We start from the raw sequence: 22,938 nt of genomic DNA on the forward strand, positions 1-22,938 counted from the left end.
AAACCATAAAAGCCCCTTTTAGGGCTTTAAACAAGATTAGTGATTTGAGTTAGTGGACGACGGTTAACTTGATAATTTGATGCTAGCCAACCAATAAACATAATGAGTCCTAAGACTAAGATTGGGATAACTAAACCTTTTCAATCGAAGGGGAAGAAAACAATAATATCCCATTGCTCAGCAGCAACAATTAAAAAGACTTTCCAGATAATATTTGAAAACGCATAAGCTAGAATGAAGGAGATAATAATTCCTACCACATAAGGACCCATAATAATTCAATTGATTTCCTTTTGTGAATAACCGATGGCGCGTAGTGTCAAGATTATGGTTGAAGCTTCATCGACAATAATGTTCATGACAACACAAAGAATAATTGTTAATAATAATGATTGCAATAAGAGGAAAATAGTCATTAAATCACCCATTGTGGTAGCAAAATTGGCAAAACCATTTCGCGCGATGTTAAACGGAAAAGCAACCATTTTCTGTGTATCAATATTCATCATCATCGGGTTTGTGACAAGGTTCATCTTATTATCTATCTCAATAGCATCGTTAAGATTTACATCTATCAATGAGTCTTGAGACCGAGCGTTTTGTTTATTCTCATCGACACCTAGGAGAGTAGCTAGTTGCTTAATTAAGGGGCCAAAAACATTAGTAGAAGGTTTAACGTTCATGACTAACTGATTACCACCAAAAGAAAAACTATTTAGCGATTGACCGATAGCCTTTATATCAAAGGTTCCATGTAACATTGATTCTTCCGAAATAATAGTATTAAAAAAGTATTGACTAAGAACGCTATTATCATTAAAGTTGATTGCCTTTTTAAAGTCATTACTAAACATATTATCGGCAAATAAATTGTAATCCACAAAAATTAATCAATAGGTACTAATAGGAATCGTAATCGACCTATTAATTCCCACAACAATAATGTTTATTTCTTCCCGAACCGATGTATTAGTATAAAAAGTTAATTTGTCACCAATTTCAACATTAAATTGTCTTGCAATTGCGTAAGGAATAATCCCATTAAAAGTATTTTTTCCTTCTGGTTTAATAGTTAATTTTTCATATTGGCTAGCAGTAACACCATCAAAATTATATTGGCGTCTCACGTCTCCAAACCTAGTTTTTTGGGCATCGACTAGGTCTATTTGTGTAGCGCCAATGTCGGAGTTTTGTGGAATGACATTCAATAGTAACTGGAGATTTTCTTTGGTTTTATTAAAGAAAAAATTATTAAAGTTAAGTACTGGTTCATCAAGTAATTTTTCGGTTGATTTTGACAACATTCCAGCAGTAAGGATTCCTAACAAGGTCGCATTCATGTCCCCAATTACATCGATAATGCCTTCATTTTTAGGTTTATTATCTTCGGTATTCGGCAAGCGAGAAAAGGTATTAATTAACGGATTATTTTGCATATTTCAATAGCTAGAGTCACGAGGGTCGTAACCATAAAGCGGGTTATCAGGCTTTTTGGCATTTTCATAAATTTGTGTAAGTGCAGTTGTAATCTCATCTTCACTAATATTTGGATCAATATTGCCATTCGCAAGACCCAAAAGTCCCCTTAGCTGTTCCAAAATATATTGGTTAGCAAAAAACATTGAAAAAATTCGACTCAAATCGGTTAGCAAGATGTTATTTGCCAAACTTTCTTGCGGAGTAGCTCCTTTTGTTTGGGCTGTAAGACCAAAAAAGGTTAAAGCGAGACTTGCTTTTCTCTTTTCGGTATTTATTAAGTCTGAAATATTAAGCCAAGCGTCAGCACCTTTACCGAAACTTGTTAAAAAATCTTGATAATTTCCTTTATAACCACTATTATTAGCTACCATCTCTTGGATTATTGGAGCAAATTTATTGTCTAAAGGCTCATTTAAAGCTTTAAAAGTCAGAAGTCGGTAAACGAAATACTGGTTTTGGGGGTCAAAAACATTGGCGATATTTATTTTGTTCCCTTGAATGATATCAATAGCGACGTCTTTAGGCATCAAAACTCAGTTATCAATACCTTCTGATTTAGCAATACTATTACTTAGAGCGTCTGTCAAGACTCTAAAGCGGAAACGCGAATCCGAAAAGTAGGTCTGCAAATCAGGGTTGGTAGTCATCGCTTCATTTACAGTTGCATAATCACTATAATCAATGTAATTGATTTTATTTTCTTCATAATCTTCAATATCGTTCAAAGTAAATTTATTATCGCTCGATTCATCGATTGTTAAGGAATTTTTGTTTTGCCATAGATACTGATGATCAGTGTCCTTTTTAATTAGTGAAAAGCCTTGTTCAATTGCTTGGTACATAATCGCTTGAGCGCCAAACATTAAAGTATAAATCAAAGCCGAAAAGGCAAAAAGGATTTGCACAACCACAAATTTTCCCTTGCTAGCCTTCACAAAACTTTGCGACAAACGGTATTCGAAACCTTTATCATGACGCTTTAAGGCTTTGGAAATTGGTCCAATATGAGGTGACTTTAAACTTTTAGAAGCCATATTGTTAATTAAAGCAAGCGCTGGTTGACGTAAGTAACGAATCGTAATTAGATAAGAGACAAGCATGAATAAAGCAGGCACCCCAATAAAGATAACAAGAATTAAGCCTCAACCAAAATAGATTTTTTGGTAAGTGAACATAACACTATTTAGGAAATTTGAGGCCATGTAAACTTGTAATGGGAAAGAGCAAAGTCACCCAAAAATAATGCCGATAGAGATAGTAATTAATGTCTTAATGGCAAAAATTAATGATAATTCGGGTGTTGTATAACCAAAGGATTTAAAAATTCCTAATTGACGACGGGTTTCATTAATTTCTTTTTTAATTACAAAATTAATAAAGATAAAAGCTAATACGAGACTAACCAATCCTAAAATAGTATAGATTACAACCTGAATCTTAATCATGTTTAATTTTGATATCGTAAGAACTTTTGAAAAGGGAACTATCGCGACCGTGGAATCTTCGTAAACACTTTCTCCTTTAGCAGGATTTAATTCTAGAACGCGTGGTAAATTAGACTTCCCTTGTAGCGTTTTTACCCGTAGGCCTATATTAGTACCGCCTTTGGGAATTGCTGTCGAATAAACATAACTAGCATGAATATAAGTCTCCAAATAATTTCCAGGTAAATAAGAATAAGTATAATTTTTAAATGGTTGAACAAAACTTGTAAAATTAGGTCCTGGCGTTAATTCATCATATTTTAAAGCGGTGCCAACAATTGTCATCGACAATTCATTACCAACCCGAAAAGCCTCGCGGTCGATAACACTAACGTTTGTGCCGAAGGGCGAAGGGGGTAATTTTAATTTGTCGCCTAATTTAATTTTATTTCCTTTTAAAAAGGATTCGTTAACAACGATTTCTCCACCAGTATTAATGCTTCCTTGTGAATTTCAAGTCGGTTTTTCACCACGTTCAAGGATTGGTTTATTGAATGGTGAACTTGTTTCAATACTACGCATATCAGTCGAAAAGTCAGGCGTCCAAGCTCCAGGCAAATTACGAGCTAGACCAAACTCGACCGAATTATCTAGGGCATATCGCGGTTGGTGGTCAAAGTTAGCTCACTGATTTTTTGGATTATTAATTGTTTGCGATAGGACAAAATAAGAGATGTTGTTTTGATAATTACTTCAAAGCAAACTACGGAAATTAGCTTGCAGAATCATAATTCCAGTAAGTGCTAAACTATGACTATTTTTAACATTCGGAGAGTTTTTAATAGCTATTTTCAAAGCATCGTAATCAATTGGACCCGTTTCTAATGGGGCCACGCCATTAGCCTTAAGAAACTCATTAATAATAAATAAAGTTCGTGTTTCAGTTAAAGCCGCATCTTCTTCAATTGTGATTCATTTGTCAGCTTTAACGTTAGTTTCTAAATCATTGACAAAAATATCAACGATGTGGTCAAGATAATTCATCGCTTTGTTAGGTTTTAAGTTTATCACTACTGGGATATTTGCTGAAGACTGAGCCACCGCTAGAAATGAATTAACTTTATTTTGGAGTTGACTTAGAGTTTCCGTAGCTAAACTAATATCACTTGAATTTATTAACTTTTCATTATCATACTTAGCCAATAAATCAGCCCAATTCCAACTAGAATTATTTAATTCTTCGGTTAAAATTTGGTCCAAAGCTAAATATAATGATGGACTAAAAATGGTTTGGGGGAAAGTGAAACCATCAGCCCCAGTGCGTAAATTAATTAATAGTTGGTTTAGGTCTTCTGGTTTGATTGGTTCATAACCATCTAACTGGTTTAAAAGACTTGGTTGATCCTCAATATTATTAGTATATTTATGACCATTTAAAACAAAATAGTGATAATCAAAATCTTGACTATATTTGTTTTTATCTTGAATTCGGTAATTATAAGTTTCTGATTGTGCCTTAATACGCAAAATTTTATTATTCATTTGTAAAGGAGTAGACATCATTCCGAGTACAATCGCTCCGAGCATAATGATGAATAATAAAACGCCTAAAGCAGAGGCTCAATGTTTTACAAAAGTTTTTAAATAGCTATTGATGATTAAACGCATTGGTCAGCCCCCTTAGACTACTCTAAAATTATAAATTTTTAATTGGGGAAAAAGAGAGATTTGAGAAAAGCTCAGCAAGGCTTCTCGCTTTTTAGACAAGTTTACCATTTTTTTCTCTGAAACTTTTATAATTTAAATTAGGAGGAACCACACAATGACTACTAAATGCCCATGTCCTAACAATGGTTGTATAAGTCTAGATGGAAAGGTAAAAGGAAAAACCAAATGTCCGCATTGCGGAATCCCAACCAATGGGGAGTGTCCTTGCATCACCATGTATTGTCCATGTAATCCTACTAATAAAGATCAATATGCAATGAGTAAGACTAAGGATTGCCCTTGCATCACCATGAACTGTCCATGTATGGAAGGTATGGCTAACTCGAGTTGCTAACTTCAATTTTAATGAATTTTTAAAATAAAAAAAGACTCCCAAGGGAGTCTTTTTTGTTTGTTCTGGCATCGCGCTACTTTCTCGCATTGCAATATCATCGCCGTGGTAGAGCTTAACTTCTGTGTTCGGGATGGGAACAGGTGTGACCTCTACGCTCTGGACACCAGATAGGTTTTCGAATTATCCTCTGAAAACTGAGTACTAGAAAAATATACATAATTTATAAATGTGCGTTTAGTAAATAGATTTTTACTAAAATTCACTCGAACTATTAGTAATGGTTAGCTCAATGCCTCACGACACTTACACATCCATCCTATCAACCATGTGGTCTACATGGGTTCTTACTTCTTACGAATGGGAAAATTCATCTTAAAGGAGGCTTCTCGCTTAGATGCCTTCAGCGATTATCCTTTCCGCATATAGCTACCCAGCTGTGCCGTTGGCACGACAACTGGAGCACCAGGGATGCGTCCAACTCGGTCCTCTCGTACTAGAGTCAGCTCTCTTCAATTTTCCTACGCCCACAACAGATAGGGACCAAACTGTCTCACGACGTTCTGAACCCAGCTCGCGTACCGCTTTAATGGGCGAACAGCCCAACCCTTGGAACCGACTACAGCTCCAGGATGCGATGAGCCGACATCGAGGTGCCAAACCTCCCCGTCGATGTGAACTCTTGGGGGAGATAAGCCTGTTATCCCCGGGGTAACTTTTATCCGTTGAGCGACGGCCCTTCCACTCGGGACCGCCGGATCACTAAGCCCTTCTTTCGAATCTGTTCGACTTGTAAGTCTCACAGTTAAGCATTCTTCTACCTTTGCGCTCTACATATGATTTCCAACCATATTGAGAATACCTTTGGGCGCCTCCGTTACATTTTAGGAGGCGACCGCCCCAGTCAAACTACCCACCAGACACTGTCCTTGATCCAGCTAATGGATCGAAGTTAGAAATTCAAAGTAACGAGGGTGGTATTCCAAGGTTGACTCCATAGAACCTAGCGGCTCTATATCAACGTCTCCCACCTATCCTCTACACGTTACACCAAATCTCAATATCAAGTTATAGTAAAGCTCCACGGGGTCTTTCCGTCTAGTTGCGGGTAACCAGCATCTTCACTGGTACTAAAATTTCACCGAGTCTGCAGCCGAGACAGCGAAGGGATCATTACACCTTTCGTGCGGGTCAGAACTTACCTGACAAGGAATTTCGCTACCTTAGGACCGTTATAGTTACGGCCGCCGTTCACCGGGGCTTCAATTCAAAGCTTCACTTACGTTAACTTCTCCTCTTAACCTTCCGGCACTGGGCAGGTGTCACCCCCTATACGTCGTCTTACGACTTAGCAGAGAGCTGTGTTTTTGTTAAACAGTTGCCCCTCCCTCTTCACTGCGGCTCAACATAGTTGAGCACTCCTTCTTCCGAAGTTACGGAGTCATTTTGCAGAGTTCCTTAGCTACAGTTTTCTCGCTTGCCTTAGGATTTTCTCCTTGATCACGTGTGTTCGTTCTAGGTACAGGTAATTAGTTATTAAAGTTAGAAGCTTTTCTTGGAAGCGTGGAGTCATAGACTTCGTTACTAGGCGAACCGTTCACTCCCCATCACACTTCAATGTTATGCCTTGCGGATTTGCCAACAAGACCATCTTTGTGCTTAGCCCAGAATCCATTAACTGGGATCCACTATCCTTCTCCGTCACTCCATCACTAACTAATCAGTACAGGAATATCAACCTGTTGTCCATCGACTACGCCTTTCGGCCTCGCCTTAGGTCCTGACTAACCCTGGGTGGACGAACCTTGCCCAGGAAACCTTGATCAAATAGCATGAGAGATTCTCACTCTCAAACGTTACTCATGCCGGAATAATCACTTCTAAACGCTCCACCAGTCCTCACGGTCTGACTTCATTGCCTTTAGAACGCTCCCCTACCACTGTACTCACGTACAATCCGTAGTTTCGGTAGTATACTTAAGCCCCGGTACATTTTCGGCGCAGAATCACTCGACTAGTGAGCTGTTACGCACTCTTTAAATGATGGCTGCTTCTGAGCCAACATCCTAGCTGTCTGTGCAATTCCACATCCTTACACACTTAGTATACATTTAGGGACCTTAACTGACGATCTGGGCTGTTTCCCTCACGAGCATGGACCTTATCACCCATGTTCTGACTGCCGTACAATGGAATCATGGCATTCGGAGTTTAATTTTATTCAGTACCGCTAGGTGCGGCCATCATAAAGTCAGTGCTCTACCTCCATGATTATAAATACGACGCTAGCCTTAAAGCTATATCGGGGAGAACTAGCTATCTCCGGGTTCGATTGGAATTTCACCACTAGCCACAAGTCATCCACGGTCTTTTCAACGAACGTTGGTTCGGTCCTCCATTAGGTTTTACCCTAACTTCAACCTGCTCATGGCTAGATCACCCGGTTTCGTGTCTATTGCTGCATACTATCGCCCTATTAAGGCTCGCTTTCACTCCGGCTCCACATATATCTGCTTAACCTTGCATACAACAATAACTCTCCGGCTCTTTCTACAAAAAGCACGGTGTCACCCCTTAACGGGCTCCACCTTCTTGTAGGCATATGGTTTCAGGAACTGTTTCACTCCCCTCTCGGGGTTCTTTTCACCTTTCCCTCACGGTACTGGTTCACTATCGGTAAAATGGGAGTATTTAGGCTTACCGAGTGGTCTCGGCTAATTCCGACAAAGTTTCACGTGCTTCGCCGTACTCAGGATAACTTTTTCGAGATTGACACATTTCGTATACGGGAGTATCACCCTCTACGCTCAGATTTCCCAATCTGTTCTACTATATGTCAATTTTGTAACTCTAACAAAAGTCCTACAACCCCGCTTCGAAAAGCGGTTTGGCCTCTTCCCCGTTCGCTCGCCGCTACTAGGAGAATCATTATTATTTTCTATTCCTCTTGGTACTAAGATGTTTCAATTCCCAAGGTTCCCGTCATGCTAGCTATGTATTCACTAGTCAGACAATACGAGGTAAATCGTACTGGGTTTCCCCATTCGGACATCACCGGATCTAAGCTCACTTCCAGCTCCCCGATGCTTTTCGCAGGTAGTCACGTCCTTCTTCGGCTCCATTTTCCAAGGCATTCACCATATGCCCTTACTATTTTTTAGAAAAAATCTATTTTGCAATTTATAAATTTTAGTTTTTTTTAGATTTATTTTTGATGTCTAAATAAACAATAAGAAAAATTGTATATTTCATCTAATATTCAGTTTTCAAAGAACAATTCTTTTCAGAGATTGAATTAACAACCTCTGAAAACTAAATAGAACAGAATAGTCAATCTAGATTTCACAAACTAGATATCAGTTTTTACTCCATAGAAAGGAGGTGATCCATCCGCACGTTCCCGTACGGATACCTTGTTACGACTTCACCCCAATCGCTAATCCTACCTTGGGAAGCGCTCCCCTTACGGTTAAGCTACCTACTTCTGGTATTACCAACTCTCATGGTGTGACGGGCGGTGTGTACAAGACCCGAGAACGTATTCACCGCGACATAGCTGATTCGCGATTACTAGTGATTCCGGCTTCATGAAGGCGAGTTGCAGCCTTCAATCCGAACTGAGACCGACTTTTTGAGATTAGCTCCCCATCACTGGATTGCGACTCTTTGTATCGGCCATTGTAGCACGTGTGTAGCCCAGGACATAAGGGGCATGATGATTTGACGTCATCCCCACCTTCCTCTAGCTTACACTAGCAGTCTCGTTAGAGTCCTCAACTTAATGTTAGTAACTAACGACAAGGGTTGCGTTCGTTGCGGGACTTAACCCAACACCTCACGGCACGAACTGACGACAACCATGCACCACCTGTCTCAATGTTAACCTCCACTACATCTCTGTAGCTTTGCACTGGATGTCAAGCCCTGGTAAGGTTCTTCGTGTTGCTTCGAATTAAACCACATGCTCCACCACTTGTGCGGGTCCCCGTCAATTCCTTTAAGTTTCACTCTTGCGAGCATACTACTCAGGCGGAGTATTTAATGCGTTAGCTGCAGCACCGAGGTAAACCCCCGACACTTAATACTCATCGTTTACGGCGTGGACTACTAGGGTATCTAATCCTATTTGCTCCCCACGCTTTCGTGCCTCAGCGTCAATAACAAGCCAGTAAACCGCTTTCGCCACAGGTGTTCTTCCATATATCTACGCATTTCACCGCTACACATGGAATTCCGTTTACCTCTCTTGCATTCTAGTGATGTAGTTTTCAAGGCGAACCGAGGTTGAGCCTCGGACTTTAACCCTGAACTTACAAAACCGCCTACGCACCCTATACGCCCAATAAATCCGGATAACGCTTGCCACCTATGTATTACCGCGGCTGCTGGCACATAGTTAGCCGTGGCTTTCTGGTAAGGTACCGTCAAGTTCGAAAGCATTTCCTCTTCCAAATTTTCTTCCCTTACAACAGAGCTTTACAATCCGAAGACCGTCATCACTCACGCGGCATTGCTTCATCAGACTTTCGTCCATTGTGAAAAATTCCCTACTGCTGCCTCCCGTAGGAGTCTGGGCCGTATCTCAGTCCCAATGTGGCCGATCAACCTCTCAGTTCGGCTACGTATCATTGCCTAGGTGGGCTATTATCTCACCTACTAGCTAATACGCCGCATCCTCATCTTAAAGCGATCCAAACGGATCTTTCAACTTCTTCTGATGCCATAATGAAGTTGTCATGCGGTATTATCCTTCGTTTCCAAAGGTTATCCCCCACTTTAAGGTAGATTGAATACGTGTTACTCACCCGTTCGCCACTGGGGTGCAAGCACCCCCGTTCGACTTGCATGTATTAGGCATGCCGCCAGCGTTTATCCTGAGCCAGGATCAAACTCTCATTTGAAAAAAATGTGATTTTTGATTCTGACTATCCTTTTTAATTGTTGTATATGTATACTTAAATTTATTTAACTCAAAATTAATTGAATTGAACAAGATTTTGTACAATAATTGTTCTATTTAGTTTTCAAAGATCATTGTTGTAACCCTGATTAGGAAGTTCGTTTTTGAACTCCCCAACCGAGCGACTAGATAATATTAACAAACATTTAATGCCATGTCAACAACTTTTTCGCAAACTTTTTTATAAATTTTTTGAAGCAGTTTTTGACGAAAATATTTCATTAATGCCCGTCATTTAATAAAAAAAGACTCTCGAAAGAGTCTGTTTGTTCTGGCATCGCGCTACTTTCTCGCATTGCAATATCATCGCCGTGGTAGAGCTTAACTTCTGTGTTCGGGATGGGAACAGGTGTGACCTCTACGCTCTGGACACCAGATAGGTTTTCGAATTATCCTCTGAAAACTGAGTACTAGAAAAATATACATAATTTATAAATGTGCGTTTAGTAAATAGATTTTTACTAAAATTCACTCGAACTATTAGTAATGGTTAGCTCAATGCCTCACGACACTTACACATCCATCCTATCAACCATGTGGTCTACATGGGTTCTTACTTCTTACGAATGGGAAAATTCATCTTAAAGGAGGCTTCTCGCTTAGATGCCTTCAGCGATTATCCTTTCCGCATATAGCTACCCAGCTGTGCCGTTGGCACGACAACTGGAGCACCAGGGATGCGTCCAACTCGGTCCTCTCGTACTAGAGTCAGCTCTCTTCAATTTTCCTACGCCCACAACAGATAGGGACCAAACTGTCTCACGACGTTCTGAACCCAGCTCGCGTACCGCTTTAATGGGCGAACAGCCCAACCCTTGGAACCGACTACAGCTCCAGGATGCGATGAGCCGACATCGAGGTGCCAAACCTCCCCGTCGATGTGAACTCTTGGGGGAGATAAGCCTGTTATCCCCGGGGTAACTTTTATCCGTTGAGCGACGGCCCTTCCACTCGGGACCGCCGGATCACTAAGCCCTTCTTTCGAATCTGTTCGACTTGTAAGTCTCACAGTTAAGCATTCTTCTACCTTTGCGCTCTACATATGATTTCCAACCATATTGAGAATACCTTTGGGCGCCTCCGTTACATTTTAGGAGGCGACCGCCCCAGTCAAACTACCCACCAGACACTGTCCTTGATCCAGCTAATGGATCGAAGTTAGAAATTCAAAGTAACGAGGGTGGTATTCCAAGGTTGACTCCATAGAACCTAGCGGCTCTATATCAACGTCTCCCACCTATCCTCTACACGTTACACCAAATCTCAATATCAAGTTATAGTAAAGCTCCACGGGGTCTTTCCGTCTAGTTGCGGGTAACCAGCATCTTCACTGGTACTAAAATTTCACCGAGTCTGCAGCCGAGACAGCGAAGGGATCATTACACCTTTCGTGCGGGTCAGAACTTACCTGACAAGGAATTTCGCTACCTTAGGACCGTTATAGTTACGGCCGCCGTTCACCGGGGCTTCAATTCAAAGCTTCACTTACGTTAACTTCTCCTCTTAACCTTCCGGCACTGGGCAGGTGTCACCCCCTATACGTCGTCTTACGACTTAGCAGAGAGCTGTGTTTTTGTTAAACAGTTGCCCCTCCCTCTTCACTGCGGCTCAACATAGTTGAGCACTCCTTCTTCCGAAGTTACGGAGTCATTTTGCAGAGTTCCTTAGCTACAGTTTTCTCGCTTGCCTTAGGATTTTCTCCTTGATCACGTGTGTTCGTTCTAGGTACAGGTAATTAGTTATTAAAGTTAGAAGCTTTTCTTGGAAGCGTGGAGTCATAGACTTCGTTACTAGGCGAACCGTTCACTCCCCATCACACTTCAATGTTATGCCTTGCGGATTTGCCAACAAGACCATCTTTGTGCTTAGCCCAGAATCCATTAACTGGGATCCACTATCCTTCTCCGTCACTCCATCACTAACTAATCAGTACAGGAATATCAACCTGTTGTCCATCGACTACGCCTTTCGGCCTCGCCTTAGGTCCTGACTAACCCTGGGTGGACGAACCTTGCCCAGGAAACCTTGATCAAATAGCATGAGAGATTCTCACTCTCAAACGTTACTCATGCCGGAATAATCACTTCTAAACGCTCCACCAGTCCTCACGGTCTGACTTCATTGCCTTTAGAACGCTCCCCTACCACTGTACTCACGTACAATCCGTAGTTTCGGTAGTATACTTAAGCCCCGGTACATTTTCGGCGCAGAATCACTCGACTAGTGAGCTGTTACGCACTCTTTAAATGATGGCTGCTTCTGAGCCAACATCCTAGCTGTCTGTGCAATTCCACATCCTTACACACTTAGTATACATTTAGGGACCTTAACTGACGATCTGGGCTGTTTCCCTCACGAGCATGGACCTTATCACCCATGTTCTGACTGCCGTACAATGGAATCATGGCATTCGGAGTTTAATTTTATTCAGTACCGCTAGGTGCGGCCATCATAAAGTCAGTGCTCTACCTCCATGATTATAAATACGACGCTAGCCTTAAAGCTATATCGGGGAGAACTAGCTATCTCCGGGTTCGATTGGAATTTCACCACTAGCCACAAGTCATCCACGGTCTTTTCAACGAACGTTGGTTCGGTCCTCCATTAGGTTTTACCCTAACTTCAACCTGCTCATGGCTAGATCACCCGGTTTCGTGTCTATTGCTGCATACTATCGCCCTATTAAGGCTCGCTTTCACTCCGGCTCCACATATATCTGCTTAACCTTGCATACAACAATAACTCTCCGGCTCTTTCTACAAAAAGCACGGTGTCACCCCTTAACGGGCTCCACCTTCTTGTAGGCATATGGTTTCAGGAACTGTTTCACTCCCCTCTCGGGGTTCTTTTCACCTTTCCCTCACGGTACTGGTTCACTATCGGTAAAATGGGAGTATTTAGGCTTACCGAGTGGTCTCGGCTAATTCCGACAAAGTTTCACGTGCTTCGCCGTACTCAGGATAACTTTTTCGAGATTGACACATTTCGTATACGGGAGTATCACCCTCTACGCTCAGATTTCCCAATCTGTTCTACTATATGTCAATTTTGTAACTCTAACAAAAGTCCTACAACCCCGCTTCGAAAAGCGGTTTGGCCTCTTCCCCGTTCGCTCGCCGCTACTAGGAGAATCATTATTATTTTCTATTCCTCTTGGTACTAAGATGTTTCAATTCCCAAGGTTCCCGTCATGCTAGCTATGTATTCACTAGTCAGACAATACGAGGTAAATCGTATTGGGTTTCCCCATTCGGACATCACCGGATCTAAGCTCACTTCCAGCTCCCCGATGCTTTTCGCAGGTAGTCACGTCCTTCTTCGGCTCCATTTTCCAAGGCATTCACCATATGCCCTTACTATTTTTTAGAAAAAATCTATTTTGCAATTTATAAATTTTAGTTTTTTTTAGATTTATTTTTGATGTCTAAATAAACAATAAGAAAAATTGTATATTTCATCTAATATTCAGTTTTCAAAGAACAATTCTTTTCAGAGATTGAATTAACAACCTCTGAAAACTAAATAGAACAGAATAGTCAATCTAGATTTCACAAACTAGATATCAGTTTTTACTCCATAGAAAGGAGGTGATCCATCCGCACGTTCCCGTACGGATACCTTGTTACGACTTCACCCCAATCGCTAATCCTACCTTGGGAAGCGCTCCCCTTACGGTTAAGCTACCTACTTCTGGTATTACCAACTCTCATGGTGTGACGGGCGGTGTGTACAAGACCCGAGAACGTATTCACCGCGACATAGCTGATTCGCGATTACTAGTGATTCCGGCTTCATGAAGGCGAGTTGCAGCCTTCAATCCGAACTGAGACCGACTTTTTGAGATTAGCTCCCCATCACTGGATTGCGACTCTTTGTATCGGCCATTGTAGCACGTGTGTAGCCCAGGACATAAGGGGCATGATGATTTGACGTCATCCCCACCTTCCTCTAGCTTACACTAGCAGTCTCGTTAGAGTCCTCAACTTAATGTTAGTAACTAACGACAAGGGTTGCGTTCGTTGCGGGACTTAACCCAACACCTCACGGCACGAACTGACGACAACCATGCACCACCTGTCTCAATGTTAACCTCCACTACATCTCTGTAGCTTTGCACTGGATGTCAAGCCCTGGTAAGGTTCTTCGTGTTGCTTCGAATTAAACCACATGCTCCACCACTTGTGCGGGTCCCCGTCAATTCCTTTAAGTTTCACTCTTGCGAGCATACTACTCAGGCGGAGTATTTAATGCGTTAGCTGCAGCACCGAGGTAAACCCCCGACACTTAATACTCATCGTTTACGGCGTGGACTACTAGGGTATCTAATCCTATTTGCTCCCCACGCTTTCGTGCCTCAGCGTCAATAACAAGCCAGTAAACCGCTTTCGCCACAGGTGTTCTTCCATATATCTACGCATTTCACCGCTACACATGGAATTCCGTTTACCTCTCTTGCATTCTAGTGATGTAGTTTTCAAGGCGAACCGAGGTTGAGCCTCGGACTTTAACCCTGAACTTACAAAACCGCCTACGCACCCTATACGCCCAATAAATCCGGATAACGCTTGCCACCTATGTATTACCGCGGCTGCTGGCACATAGTTAGCCGTGGCTTTCTGGTAAGGTACCGTCAAGTTCGAAAGCATTTCCTCTTCCAAATTTTCTTCCCTTACAACAGAGCTTTACAATCCGAAGACCGTCATCACTCACGCGGCATTGCTTCATCAGACTTTCGTCCATTGTGAAAAATTCCCTACTGCTGCCTCCCGTAGGAGTCTGGGCCGTATCTCAGTCCCAATGTGGCCGATCAACCTCTCAGTTCGGCTACGTATCATTGCCTAGGTGGGCTATTATCTCACCTACTAGCTAATACGCCGCATCCTCATCTTAAAGCGATCCAAACGGATCTTTCAACTTCTTCTGATGCCATAATGAAGTTGTCATGCGGTATTATCCTTCGTTTCCAAAGGTTATCCCCCACTTTAAGGTAGATTGAATACGTGTTACTCACCCGTTCGCCACTGGGGTGCAAGCACCCCCGTTCGACTTGCATGTATTAGGCATGCCGCCAGCGTTTATCCTGAGCCAGGATCAAACTCTCATTTGAAAAAAATGTGATTTTTGATTCTGACTATCCTTTTTAATTGTTGTATATGTATACTTAAATTTATTTAACTCAAAATTAATTGAATTGAACAAGATTTTGTACAATAATTGTTCTATTTAGTTTTCAAAGATCATTACCGTTTTTTGGGGTTTTGGCTGTTTTTTGAGTACTATTAACGAAGTTAATAGTACTTGTTGCCTCAACCGAACGACTAGATTATCTTAACAACTAATTAAGCAAATGTCAAACATTTTTTTAAATTATTTTTTGTTAATTTTATAAAGTCTTAAGTAGTCACTTTTCATAGTGTTGAGAGTTAACTCCTGAAACTTTTCAAGTCGTCGTTATCAAAAACGCAAAATAATCATAACACATACAAATCGATTTACTAGACAAAAAAACGCAAAATTTTTAAATTATTTTTTAACCCAGTAAAACCGGCATTTTTTCGCAAAAAAAATAAAAAAAATTCACTACTGTAGTGAATTTTTGCTTAGAAACAGACTTTGTGAATTTTTTAATAATTAATAACTAAGCCTTTTACACGAGTGACAGACAATAATGTCTCGCGAATCCCTTGAACTCCAAAACCTGAATCCTTAACGCCCAAAAACGGAAATGAATCGGGCCCACGTTGTGATTTGCCATTAATGTTTACAGTCCCTACTTCCAATTCCTTCGCCACAATTAAAGCAGGGGTGATTTCTTGACTAAAAACGGACGCTTGTAAGCCAAATTTAGAGGCATTTGCCACTGCAATCATTTCATCGCGGTTTTTTAAACGGATTATTGGTAAAACAGGACCAAAAGGTTCCTCTCAAGCGAGAGCCATTTTGGGCGTCACATGGTCAACTAAGGTTGGCCAAATCAAGTTTGCGCGGTGTTGACCTCCTACAAGGACCTTGGCCCCGTCAGCCACCGCGTCATCCATTAACTTTAAGACGTAATTAGCAGCTTTCTGATCAATTACGGGGGTGATGGCTGCGTTTTCTTTCGGTGATCCCACTGCCAATTTATCAATTTCTTTAATTAAATGAGGAATGAGACGGTCAGCAATTGGATCAGTAGTTAAAACTCTTTTAATTGCCGTGCATCTTTGGCCAGAATAACCGTAAGCTCCTGCCACAATTTGTTTGGCATACTTGTCTAATTGTAAATCATCAAGTACTAAGGCTGGGTCTTTGCCCCCTAATTCTAAAACGACATCCTTAGTGATAGCGGTTTCTAACAAATTAATGCCGACATCGACACTACCAGTAAAGGAAATAAAGTTAATCTCTTGGTTTTTTACTAGAATATCACCAATTTCTCGGCCTCGGCCAGTCACTACGTTAAAAATACCTGCCGGTAATTGGGCTGATAAAGCCAATTCTCCCAATTTGGTTCCGACAAGACTACCGGCTGTTGCTGGTTTAAAGACCAGAGTATTGCCCATTACTAAAGCAGGCATAATTTTAGAAATGGCTAAATTAAGTGGGTAGTTGAAAGGAGAAATGGCTAAACCAACCCCTTTGGCAACTCGTTCAAAAATTCCTAACTTATTGCTAATACCAAATTCTTCACCAGTAAAGGCACTTGGTTGTAATCGTTTTGCTTCTTCAAAAGTATAGTCGATGTATTCAACTGTCCGACGCACTTCGTTTAAAGCTTCCTTATAACCCTTGGCAATTTCTTTCATCATAATTGTGGCTAACTCAGTTTCGTGCTCTGCAATTAAGTTACGTCATTTTTTAAGGATTTCAATTCGTTTTAATAAAGTCACGGCTTCTCAGTTCTTTTGGGCCCTGCGGGCAGCTGCATAAGCTTCATTAATTTCTAAAGTACTTAAAGCCGGAACTGTGCCGATGACACTAAAACCATCTGGGTTGATAATTTCTACCACTTGCTTGGAGGTAACTTTTTTGCCGTCAATTAAATCTCAATGTTCATAAAGTTCATTAGTATGGCTTTGAGAATGATTATCTAAATCATCTAAGTTTAAATTATTTTCGGTTTTTTTTGTCATTATTAGGGATTTTCCTTTCTTATCTAAAGTTTTTAAGCTTTGATAGTTTCATTTATTGTTTAGTTTCTATTGAAAGGCCACTACACAATTAGCCTTTTTGATTAATTTCGTACATGAGAATGGAACCAGCAACACCAACATTTAACGATTCTACCTCTGGAGCCATTGGAATTAACACATTTGTCGTAAGTCACTCCAGGCTTTTGGGGCTCAAACCATGACCTTCATTTCCCAAAATAAGGGCGCAAGGACTCATGATGGTGGTAAGGTTTGGTAAAGCTTGGTAAGGTTGATGTAAATTAGTCCCGATAATTGGCAAGCCCGTTTTTTTTCAAGCTGGTAGATACGTTTCTAGCGGGGCTTGTTTCAAGTGAAGTTTAAATAAAAGACCCTGCGTTGACCGAATGACCTTTTCATTATAAAAATTAACTGAATGAGGACTAATTAAGACGTTAGGAAAGCCAAAAGCTGCAGCACTTCGCAATAAAGTTCCTAAATTACCAGGGTCTTGCACATCATCTAAAACAAGAATTCTTCCCGGAATAGGTCAAACTTGATTATCTTCGCTAGTCATGGTGGCGATGCCATAAACTCCTGTTGGTTTTTTTGTATCACTAAGCTTTGCTGCTACTATTTCTGAAAGCGCAAAAGTGGGACCAGGAAAACTTTGTAAACTACTTGGTAAACTTGGCAATTGTGTTTCCAAAACATAAAGACTGACTAATTTTCCATTGAGTAACGCTTCTTCACAAAGGTGGTCACCTTCAATGAAAAAATTTTGACTTGGGTTCTTCTTTAAGAATAAAAGATCTTTGATTTTTTGGTTTTTAACTGAGGTGATTTTTTCCATTTTTTAACTCCCCAAAATAAACGTTAATAATTGTTCGCTTGACGTGCAAAATTAATGGCATTTTTTTGCCGGTAAGCTTCTAAAATTTCTGCTTCTGTATACTCACAAATGGCACCAATTTCTAAATAATTCGCAAATAATTTGGAAAAATCTCCATTTGAGTGCGAACTAGAGAAATCTGTAAGGTGGCCAAGCAATTGTAAATAAGTTTCACCCAAGGGAAAATCAGTTGCTTTCTTGGCTTTTGTTGATGTTGGCAAATTATTAGTCTTCTGAGCAAAATTCTTGAAGTCAAAGTTAACACTATTCCCTAAACTTAGCAAAAAATGAAGTCCATCAACATATTCATCCAGCTGACGATCCTTCGGAGCAGCTCCTTTCCGGGACCAATATTTAAAGCTACGTTCCTCATTAGCGAATTCACCAAGTTCGACAAAAAAAGCAATTAAGCGTTTTTGGAAAATAGTAGCATCAGACTTTAAATTATGTTTTGTCAAAATGTTTTGATCAAGTTTTTCTTGTTGTTGACTTAAATAAGTTAATGAATTTGTACTTAACATCGCTTTAGGGATTCCTTTACTAATTTATTTTGATTTTTTATTTCTCTCCTAATTATGGCATTAGAGTAATTGTTATCATACCAATTTTAAAAATCAAAAATAAAAAATGACCCAAAGGGTCATGATAACTTGGTTTTTATGGCGAATTAAGAAGACTTTTTTACTGATAATAAATTCTTAATTTAATCAGGGATTATTGTCTAATGAAACAAGTCCACGATTGAAGGCCACATTGTAATCGCATTCTATTTTTTTAAGCGTTTTAATGATAATTTTAATTGTTGTTTGTCTTCGTTGACATCAATGACTAATGCATCAATTTCATCACCCGAATTAACATAATCATGGATATTTCTTACAAATTCTTCAGCAATTTCACTAATGTGAATTAAGCCTTTGTAAGTTTTCTCATTATACTGAATGGTACAAAAAGCACCGTATCCCACAATATCAGTGATTTTAGCTTTTACAATTTGGTTTTCCATTTGAAATAATCCCCCGTTTCCTACATGTAATATTATAAGAAAAAATCAGAAAAAAATTATTTCACGGCACGAAAAAAAATAAAAAAATTTTCTAAAGCCTTTATCCATCGTAGTTCAAATAAAATTGCCCTCCAAAAAGAGGGCAATTTTTAATTAACTTTCTAGGCCTGGTTTTCCTAATAATTTGAACATATTTTTTTTATAAACTTCCACCCCTGGTTGGTTAAACGGATTGACTGCTAAGAGATAGCCACTCATAGCCACCGCTAGTTCAAAGAAGTAAACTAAATAACCAAAATTTTGGGCTGACATGTCGCCGTCAATATCTAAAACAATGTTCGGAATTTCACCACATTGACTATGCGCTTGTAAAACACCTTCTAAAGCCACTTTGTTCACTTCATCAAGAGTTTTACCATCAAGGTAATTTAGTTGGTCAAAGTTGTCAGGGTCTTTCGTAATTTTGACATCTAAAGTAGGTCGGGAGAAATTAAGAATTGTTTCAAAGAGTAATCCTTTTTGTCCTTCTTGGACTCATTGCCCTAAAGAATGCAAATCGGTTGAAAAAATCATTGATGTTGGTAATAATCCTTGACCTTCTTTTCCCTCTGACTCCCCAAATAATTGCTTTCACCATTCATTGAAATATTGCATTTGCAAATCGTAGGAAACTAAAGTTTCTACCTTGTAATTAAGTTTGCTATTTAATAGGTAACGAGCCACTGCATATTTATAGGCCGGATTATCAAGATTTGCCTCAGTTAATTCATACATGGCTTTTTGGGCCCCAAAGAAAATTTCGTCAGTGTTAACTCCTAAAACCATTAATGGATAAATTCCCACAGGTGTTAGAACTGAAAAACGCCCTCCAATATCATCAGGAATAGTGAAGGTTTGGTAACCTTTTTGGTCAGCCAAGACTTTTAAGGCACCGCGTTCTTTATCAGTAACGGCAACAATTAACTCTTTTGCTCGTTCTCCTTCTTGTTCTCAAAGTTGTTTTTCAAATAATCTAAAAGCCAAACCAGGTTCTACTGTCGTTCCTGATTTAGAAATGACGCAAATTCCAAAGCGTTTATTTTTTAAGTAGGCTTGCACTTGGGCAACATAAGTTGACGACATCGTATTTCCTACATAGATAGCTTCCACTTTTTGATTGATTGGATAAAGCCCTTTAATCATGTCGGCAGCAGCGCGGGCTCCTAAATAAGATCCTCCAATTCCAATGATGACCAAAACTTCAATTTTGTCTTGCAAACTAGTAGCTGAGGCTTGCATTTTGATGTATTCCTCGCGGTCATAAGTAGCGGGTCAATTTACTCAACCAAGAAAATCATTACCTAAACCAGTCCTTTCGCGAATCATTTTATTAACTTCAACGACTTTGTTTTTTAAATCTTCACTTTCCAAGTCACTAGCTATTAACGGAGTATTCATTACATTTACACTAATCATTTATTACGCACTTCTTTCTAGATTTAATGTTTTATTTTAATATTAATAATTATAAGCATTTCACGAAAATCTTGCCAAGTGATTTACTTTAGTTAGCCTAGAAAAAAGCTGTCTATTAGCAATAAACAGCTTTTTCCGTAAACACAAGATTTAGTTTTTGGTCATGGGGCTCTGATTTAATTGGTAGAGCTGAAAATTGCTTTTGAAAAGCCAGACCCACCTTTAATGGTTGTTTTTCTGCAAAACTTAGATAGAAATCATAATAACCTTTTCCTCAACCAATCCGGTTTAACTTTTGGTCAAAAACTAATAGCGGCATAAAAATCACATCCAAAGAACCTTTTAGCTTCAAGTTTGTTGGCTTCGGCTCCCAAATTTTTAAAACCGGATTCTCGGTAATTTCTTCTCGTCACTTCGCTGTAACTTTTAAAAAAGTTAAATTCTTATTTTCGACATTCGAAATCGGTAAAAAAACTTCATAATTATTTGCTAAAGCTCAGTCGATAAGTTTAGCAGTCGCCACCTCTTCTGACTTATTAAGATAAAAGCCAAGCTGTTTATAGGAAGTAACTTGTTCTTGAAGTCACCCAATAACTTCGTTAGTAATCGTTTGACTTGCTTGTTCACGTTCGGCACTACTTAAAGTAGCTCTCAGTTTTTTATATTGCTGTCGTAAACTTGCCTTATTTTCCATTAGGTCTCCATATTCAGCTTTTTTAACGGCCAAATTTTAGCAATTTAACTATCTATTTTAGCTAACAAAAAACTACTTAAAAGTGTAGCGCAGGATTGACGATTTTTTTGGTGGTGAACATTTTTGAAAACTATTAAATCCCCTAAAAGGTTTTCTTCAGTCTCGTCAAATTGACCTGTAGTAATTAGTTTTTGGTAGGCCTTTAAAATTGTTTTTGCTTCCGAAAGGGTTAAACCATTTAATTTTTCCACCAATAAATCAGCACTCGCAGTTGCAATTGCACAAGCACTTCCACCAAAAGCAAGGTTCTTAAAGTGATTGGTACTATCCACTTCATAAAATACTTCTAAACGATCAGCACAAGTAGTTGAATGCAAAGGCTCAACTTTTCCTTTTTGGGTTTCATCTCAAGTTTTATGATGGTGACGGGGTGATGTAAATCGTTCAATAATTAATTTACGACCCGCTTCATCGCTTATTTTTGACATGTCTGTTCTCTCTTTCTGGTAGTTTTTACTAATAAATATTAAAAAATTTCTAAGGCCTTATCGATATTTTTTAAGGCCTCTACTAAACGGTCTAAATCGGCAAAGTTGTTATAAATACCCAAACTTGCCCGAACCGTAGTGTTGATACCCAAATAACGATTCGTTAAACGAGCACAATGTTCCCCATCGCGAACCGCAATGTTGTAGCGAACATCTAAAAAGGTTGCTACATCTTGCGCTTGCCATTTTTTGGCATTAAACAAAATTAAAGGGCCTTCAGTTTCTAAATTATAAAAATCAACCTCTTTTGTGAGGTTATGTAATTTTACTTGTTGCGCAAAATAATCTTTCAAAGCTTTTTCGTGCTTTTGAATTTCCACAAAGCCAATTTTTTCTAAAAACTGGATAGCAGCTTTTAACCCAATAATGGCTGAAATATTACCAGTTCCAGCTTCCAATCGTGCTGGTAATGGCATTGGCACATAACTTTTTGTTTCGGGGTCAATACTAATGTTCATGCCACCCCCAAACATCAATGGCGTTAAGGTTTTCAATAAGTCTAAACGTCCTCAAAGAACACCAATTCCAAAAGGTCCATACATTTTATGCCCGGAAAACGCTAAAAAATCAAGATCTCATTTTTGCACATCAATTGGTATATGAGCAATCGTTTGAGCAGCATCCAAAATCACTAATGATTGGGAGTTAGCTTGATGCGTTATTTTTGTTATTTTAGCAACATCATTAAAGCCCCCAAGTGTATTGGAAGAATGAGCAAAAGTAACAATTTTGGTTTTTTTGCTTAATAGTTTTGGCAATGCCGAAACATCAATTAAGCCTGTTTTAGTCAAAGGCAAAAACTTCAAATCGGCTTTGGTCTGTTTTGCCACTTCAATTCAAGGCAAAAGATTTGAACCGTGCTCTAAGGTGGTTAACCAAATTTCGTCTCCTGGTTGAATTTGGTTAACCAAACCAAAAGCAACTTGGTTTAGAGCAGCCGTGGTGCCACTAGTAAAGACAATTTCATCCGCTTGGGAAGCATTTATTAAACTTGCCGCAGCTTTCCGTGTGCCTTCTACGAGTTCATTAGTCGCATAACCATGCCTATGCGTTAAGCTATGAGGACTAGTCCCATTTTTCATCAAAAATTGCTGTTCAGCATCAATTACCATTTGAGGTTTTAAAGCAGTCGCTCCGCTATCTAAATAAACTAACTTTGGATCGGTTTTTAGAAGGGGAAATTGGTTACGAATTTTCATTGGACCTCGCTTAATTTCTTCCTCAATTATACCTTTTTAAAGGTGGTTAGTTTTCAAAATTACTTTATAATAGATTTAGTGTATTTTAGTTTTGTAATTTACAAGAAGGGAAA

Annotated in this window: 10 protein-coding genes and 6 rRNA genes; 1 reads left to right on the plus strand and 15 read right to left on the minus strand. The window is 39.5% G+C overall.

Features of this window, described 5'->3' with window-relative positions; translation table 4 throughout:
* Positions 1-26 precede the first annotated feature (26 nt).
* Positions 27-4,571 carry an ABC transporter permease gene (locus EFREU_RS02595; protein WP_100609543.1) on the minus strand — a complete coding sequence of 1,515 codons (4,545 nt, stop codon included), beginning with the start codon at positions 4,569-4,571 and terminating at the stop codon, positions 27-29.
* Positions 4,572-4,725: 154 nt separating this feature from the next.
* On the opposite strand from EFREU_RS02595, the gene EFREU_RS03735 reads away from it, so the two are divergent.
* Positions 4,726-4,965, plus strand: a complete 240-nt coding sequence (locus EFREU_RS03735) for a hypothetical protein (RefSeq protein ID WP_134163658.1) — start codon at positions 4,726-4,728, stop codon at positions 4,963-4,965.
* Between the two features lie 60 nt (positions 4,966-5,025).
* Here the strand turns inward: EFREU_RS03735 and rrf (EFREU_RS02600) are convergent.
* The 14 genes from rrf (EFREU_RS02600) to EFREU_RS02665 all read right to left on the minus strand — a co-directional run bounded on the left by rrf (EFREU_RS02600) (position 5,026) and on the right by EFREU_RS02665 (position 22,825).
* Positions 5,026-5,133, minus strand: a 5S ribosomal RNA gene (gene rrf, locus EFREU_RS02600).
* A gap of 82 nt (positions 5,134-5,215) precedes the next feature.
* Positions 5,216-8,123 (minus strand): 23S ribosomal RNA (locus EFREU_RS02605).
* Positions 8,124-8,336: 213 nt separating this feature from the next.
* Positions 8,337-9,863: ribosomal RNA gene (locus tag EFREU_RS02610) — 16S ribosomal RNA — on the minus strand.
* Between the two features lie 328 nt (positions 9,864-10,191).
* Positions 10,192-10,299 (minus strand): 5S ribosomal RNA (rrf, locus tag EFREU_RS02615).
* An 82-nt stretch (positions 10,300-10,381) separates the two neighbouring features.
* Positions 10,382-13,289 (minus strand): 23S ribosomal RNA (locus EFREU_RS02620).
* A 213-nt stretch (positions 13,290-13,502) separates the two neighbouring features.
* Positions 13,503-15,029 (minus strand): 16S ribosomal RNA (locus EFREU_RS02625).
* The 16S, 23S and 5S rRNA genes sit together here, the layout of an rRNA operon.
* A gap of 517 nt (positions 15,030-15,546) precedes the next feature.
* Positions 15,547-17,034 carry an NADP-dependent glyceraldehyde-3-phosphate dehydrogenase gene (locus tag EFREU_RS02630; RefSeq protein WP_100609545.1) on the minus strand — a complete coding sequence of 496 codons (1,488 nt, stop codon included), beginning with the start codon at positions 17,032-17,034 and terminating at the stop codon, positions 15,547-15,549.
* Between the two features lie 88 nt (positions 17,035-17,122).
* Positions 17,123-17,884, minus strand: coding sequence for a TrmH family RNA methyltransferase (locus tag EFREU_RS02635; protein WP_100609820.1), 762 nt, complete (start codon positions 17,882-17,884; stop codon positions 17,123-17,125).
* Between the two features lie 23 nt (positions 17,885-17,907).
* The gene (locus EFREU_RS02640) at positions 17,908-18,444 is read right to left on the minus strand and encodes a dUTP diphosphatase (RefSeq protein WP_100609547.1); all 537 of its coding nucleotides are present in this window, start codon (positions 18,442-18,444) and stop codon (positions 17,908-17,910) included.
* 245 nt (positions 18,445-18,689) lie between these two features.
* The gene (locus EFREU_RS02645) at positions 18,690-18,929 is read right to left on the minus strand and encodes a S1 RNA-binding domain-containing protein (RefSeq protein WP_157844565.1); all 240 of its coding nucleotides are present in this window, start codon (positions 18,927-18,929) and stop codon (positions 18,690-18,692) included.
* Positions 18,930-19,082: 153 nt separating this feature from the next.
* Complete coding sequence (locus EFREU_RS02650; protein ID WP_100609551.1) at positions 19,083-20,384, minus strand: glucose-6-phosphate isomerase; 1,302 nt, start codon at positions 20,382-20,384, stop codon at positions 19,083-19,085.
* Between the two features lie 115 nt (positions 20,385-20,499).
* Positions 20,500-21,078 (minus strand): 5-formyltetrahydrofolate cyclo-ligase, encoded by a 579-nt coding sequence (locus EFREU_RS02655; protein WP_100609552.1) that lies wholly within the window; start codon positions 21,076-21,078, stop codon positions 20,500-20,502.
* 44 nt (positions 21,079-21,122) lie between these two features.
* Positions 21,123-21,566: an iron-sulfur cluster assembly scaffold protein gene (locus EFREU_RS02660; RefSeq protein WP_100609553.1), complete on the minus strand. Its 444-nt coding sequence runs from the start codon at positions 21,564-21,566 to the stop codon at positions 21,123-21,125.
* Between the two features lie 38 nt (positions 21,567-21,604).
* The gene (locus EFREU_RS02665; RefSeq protein ID WP_100609554.1) at positions 21,605-22,825 is read right to left on the minus strand and encodes an aminotransferase class V-fold PLP-dependent enzyme; all 1,221 of its coding nucleotides are present in this window, start codon (positions 22,823-22,825) and stop codon (positions 21,605-21,607) included.
* Positions 22,826-22,938: the final 113 nt, after the last annotated feature.

The organism is Entomoplasma freundtii (assembly GCF_002804205.1).
Classification (GTDB): Bacteria; Bacillota_I; Bacilli_A; order Mycoplasmatales; family Mycoplasmataceae; genus Williamsoniiplasma; species Williamsoniiplasma freundtii.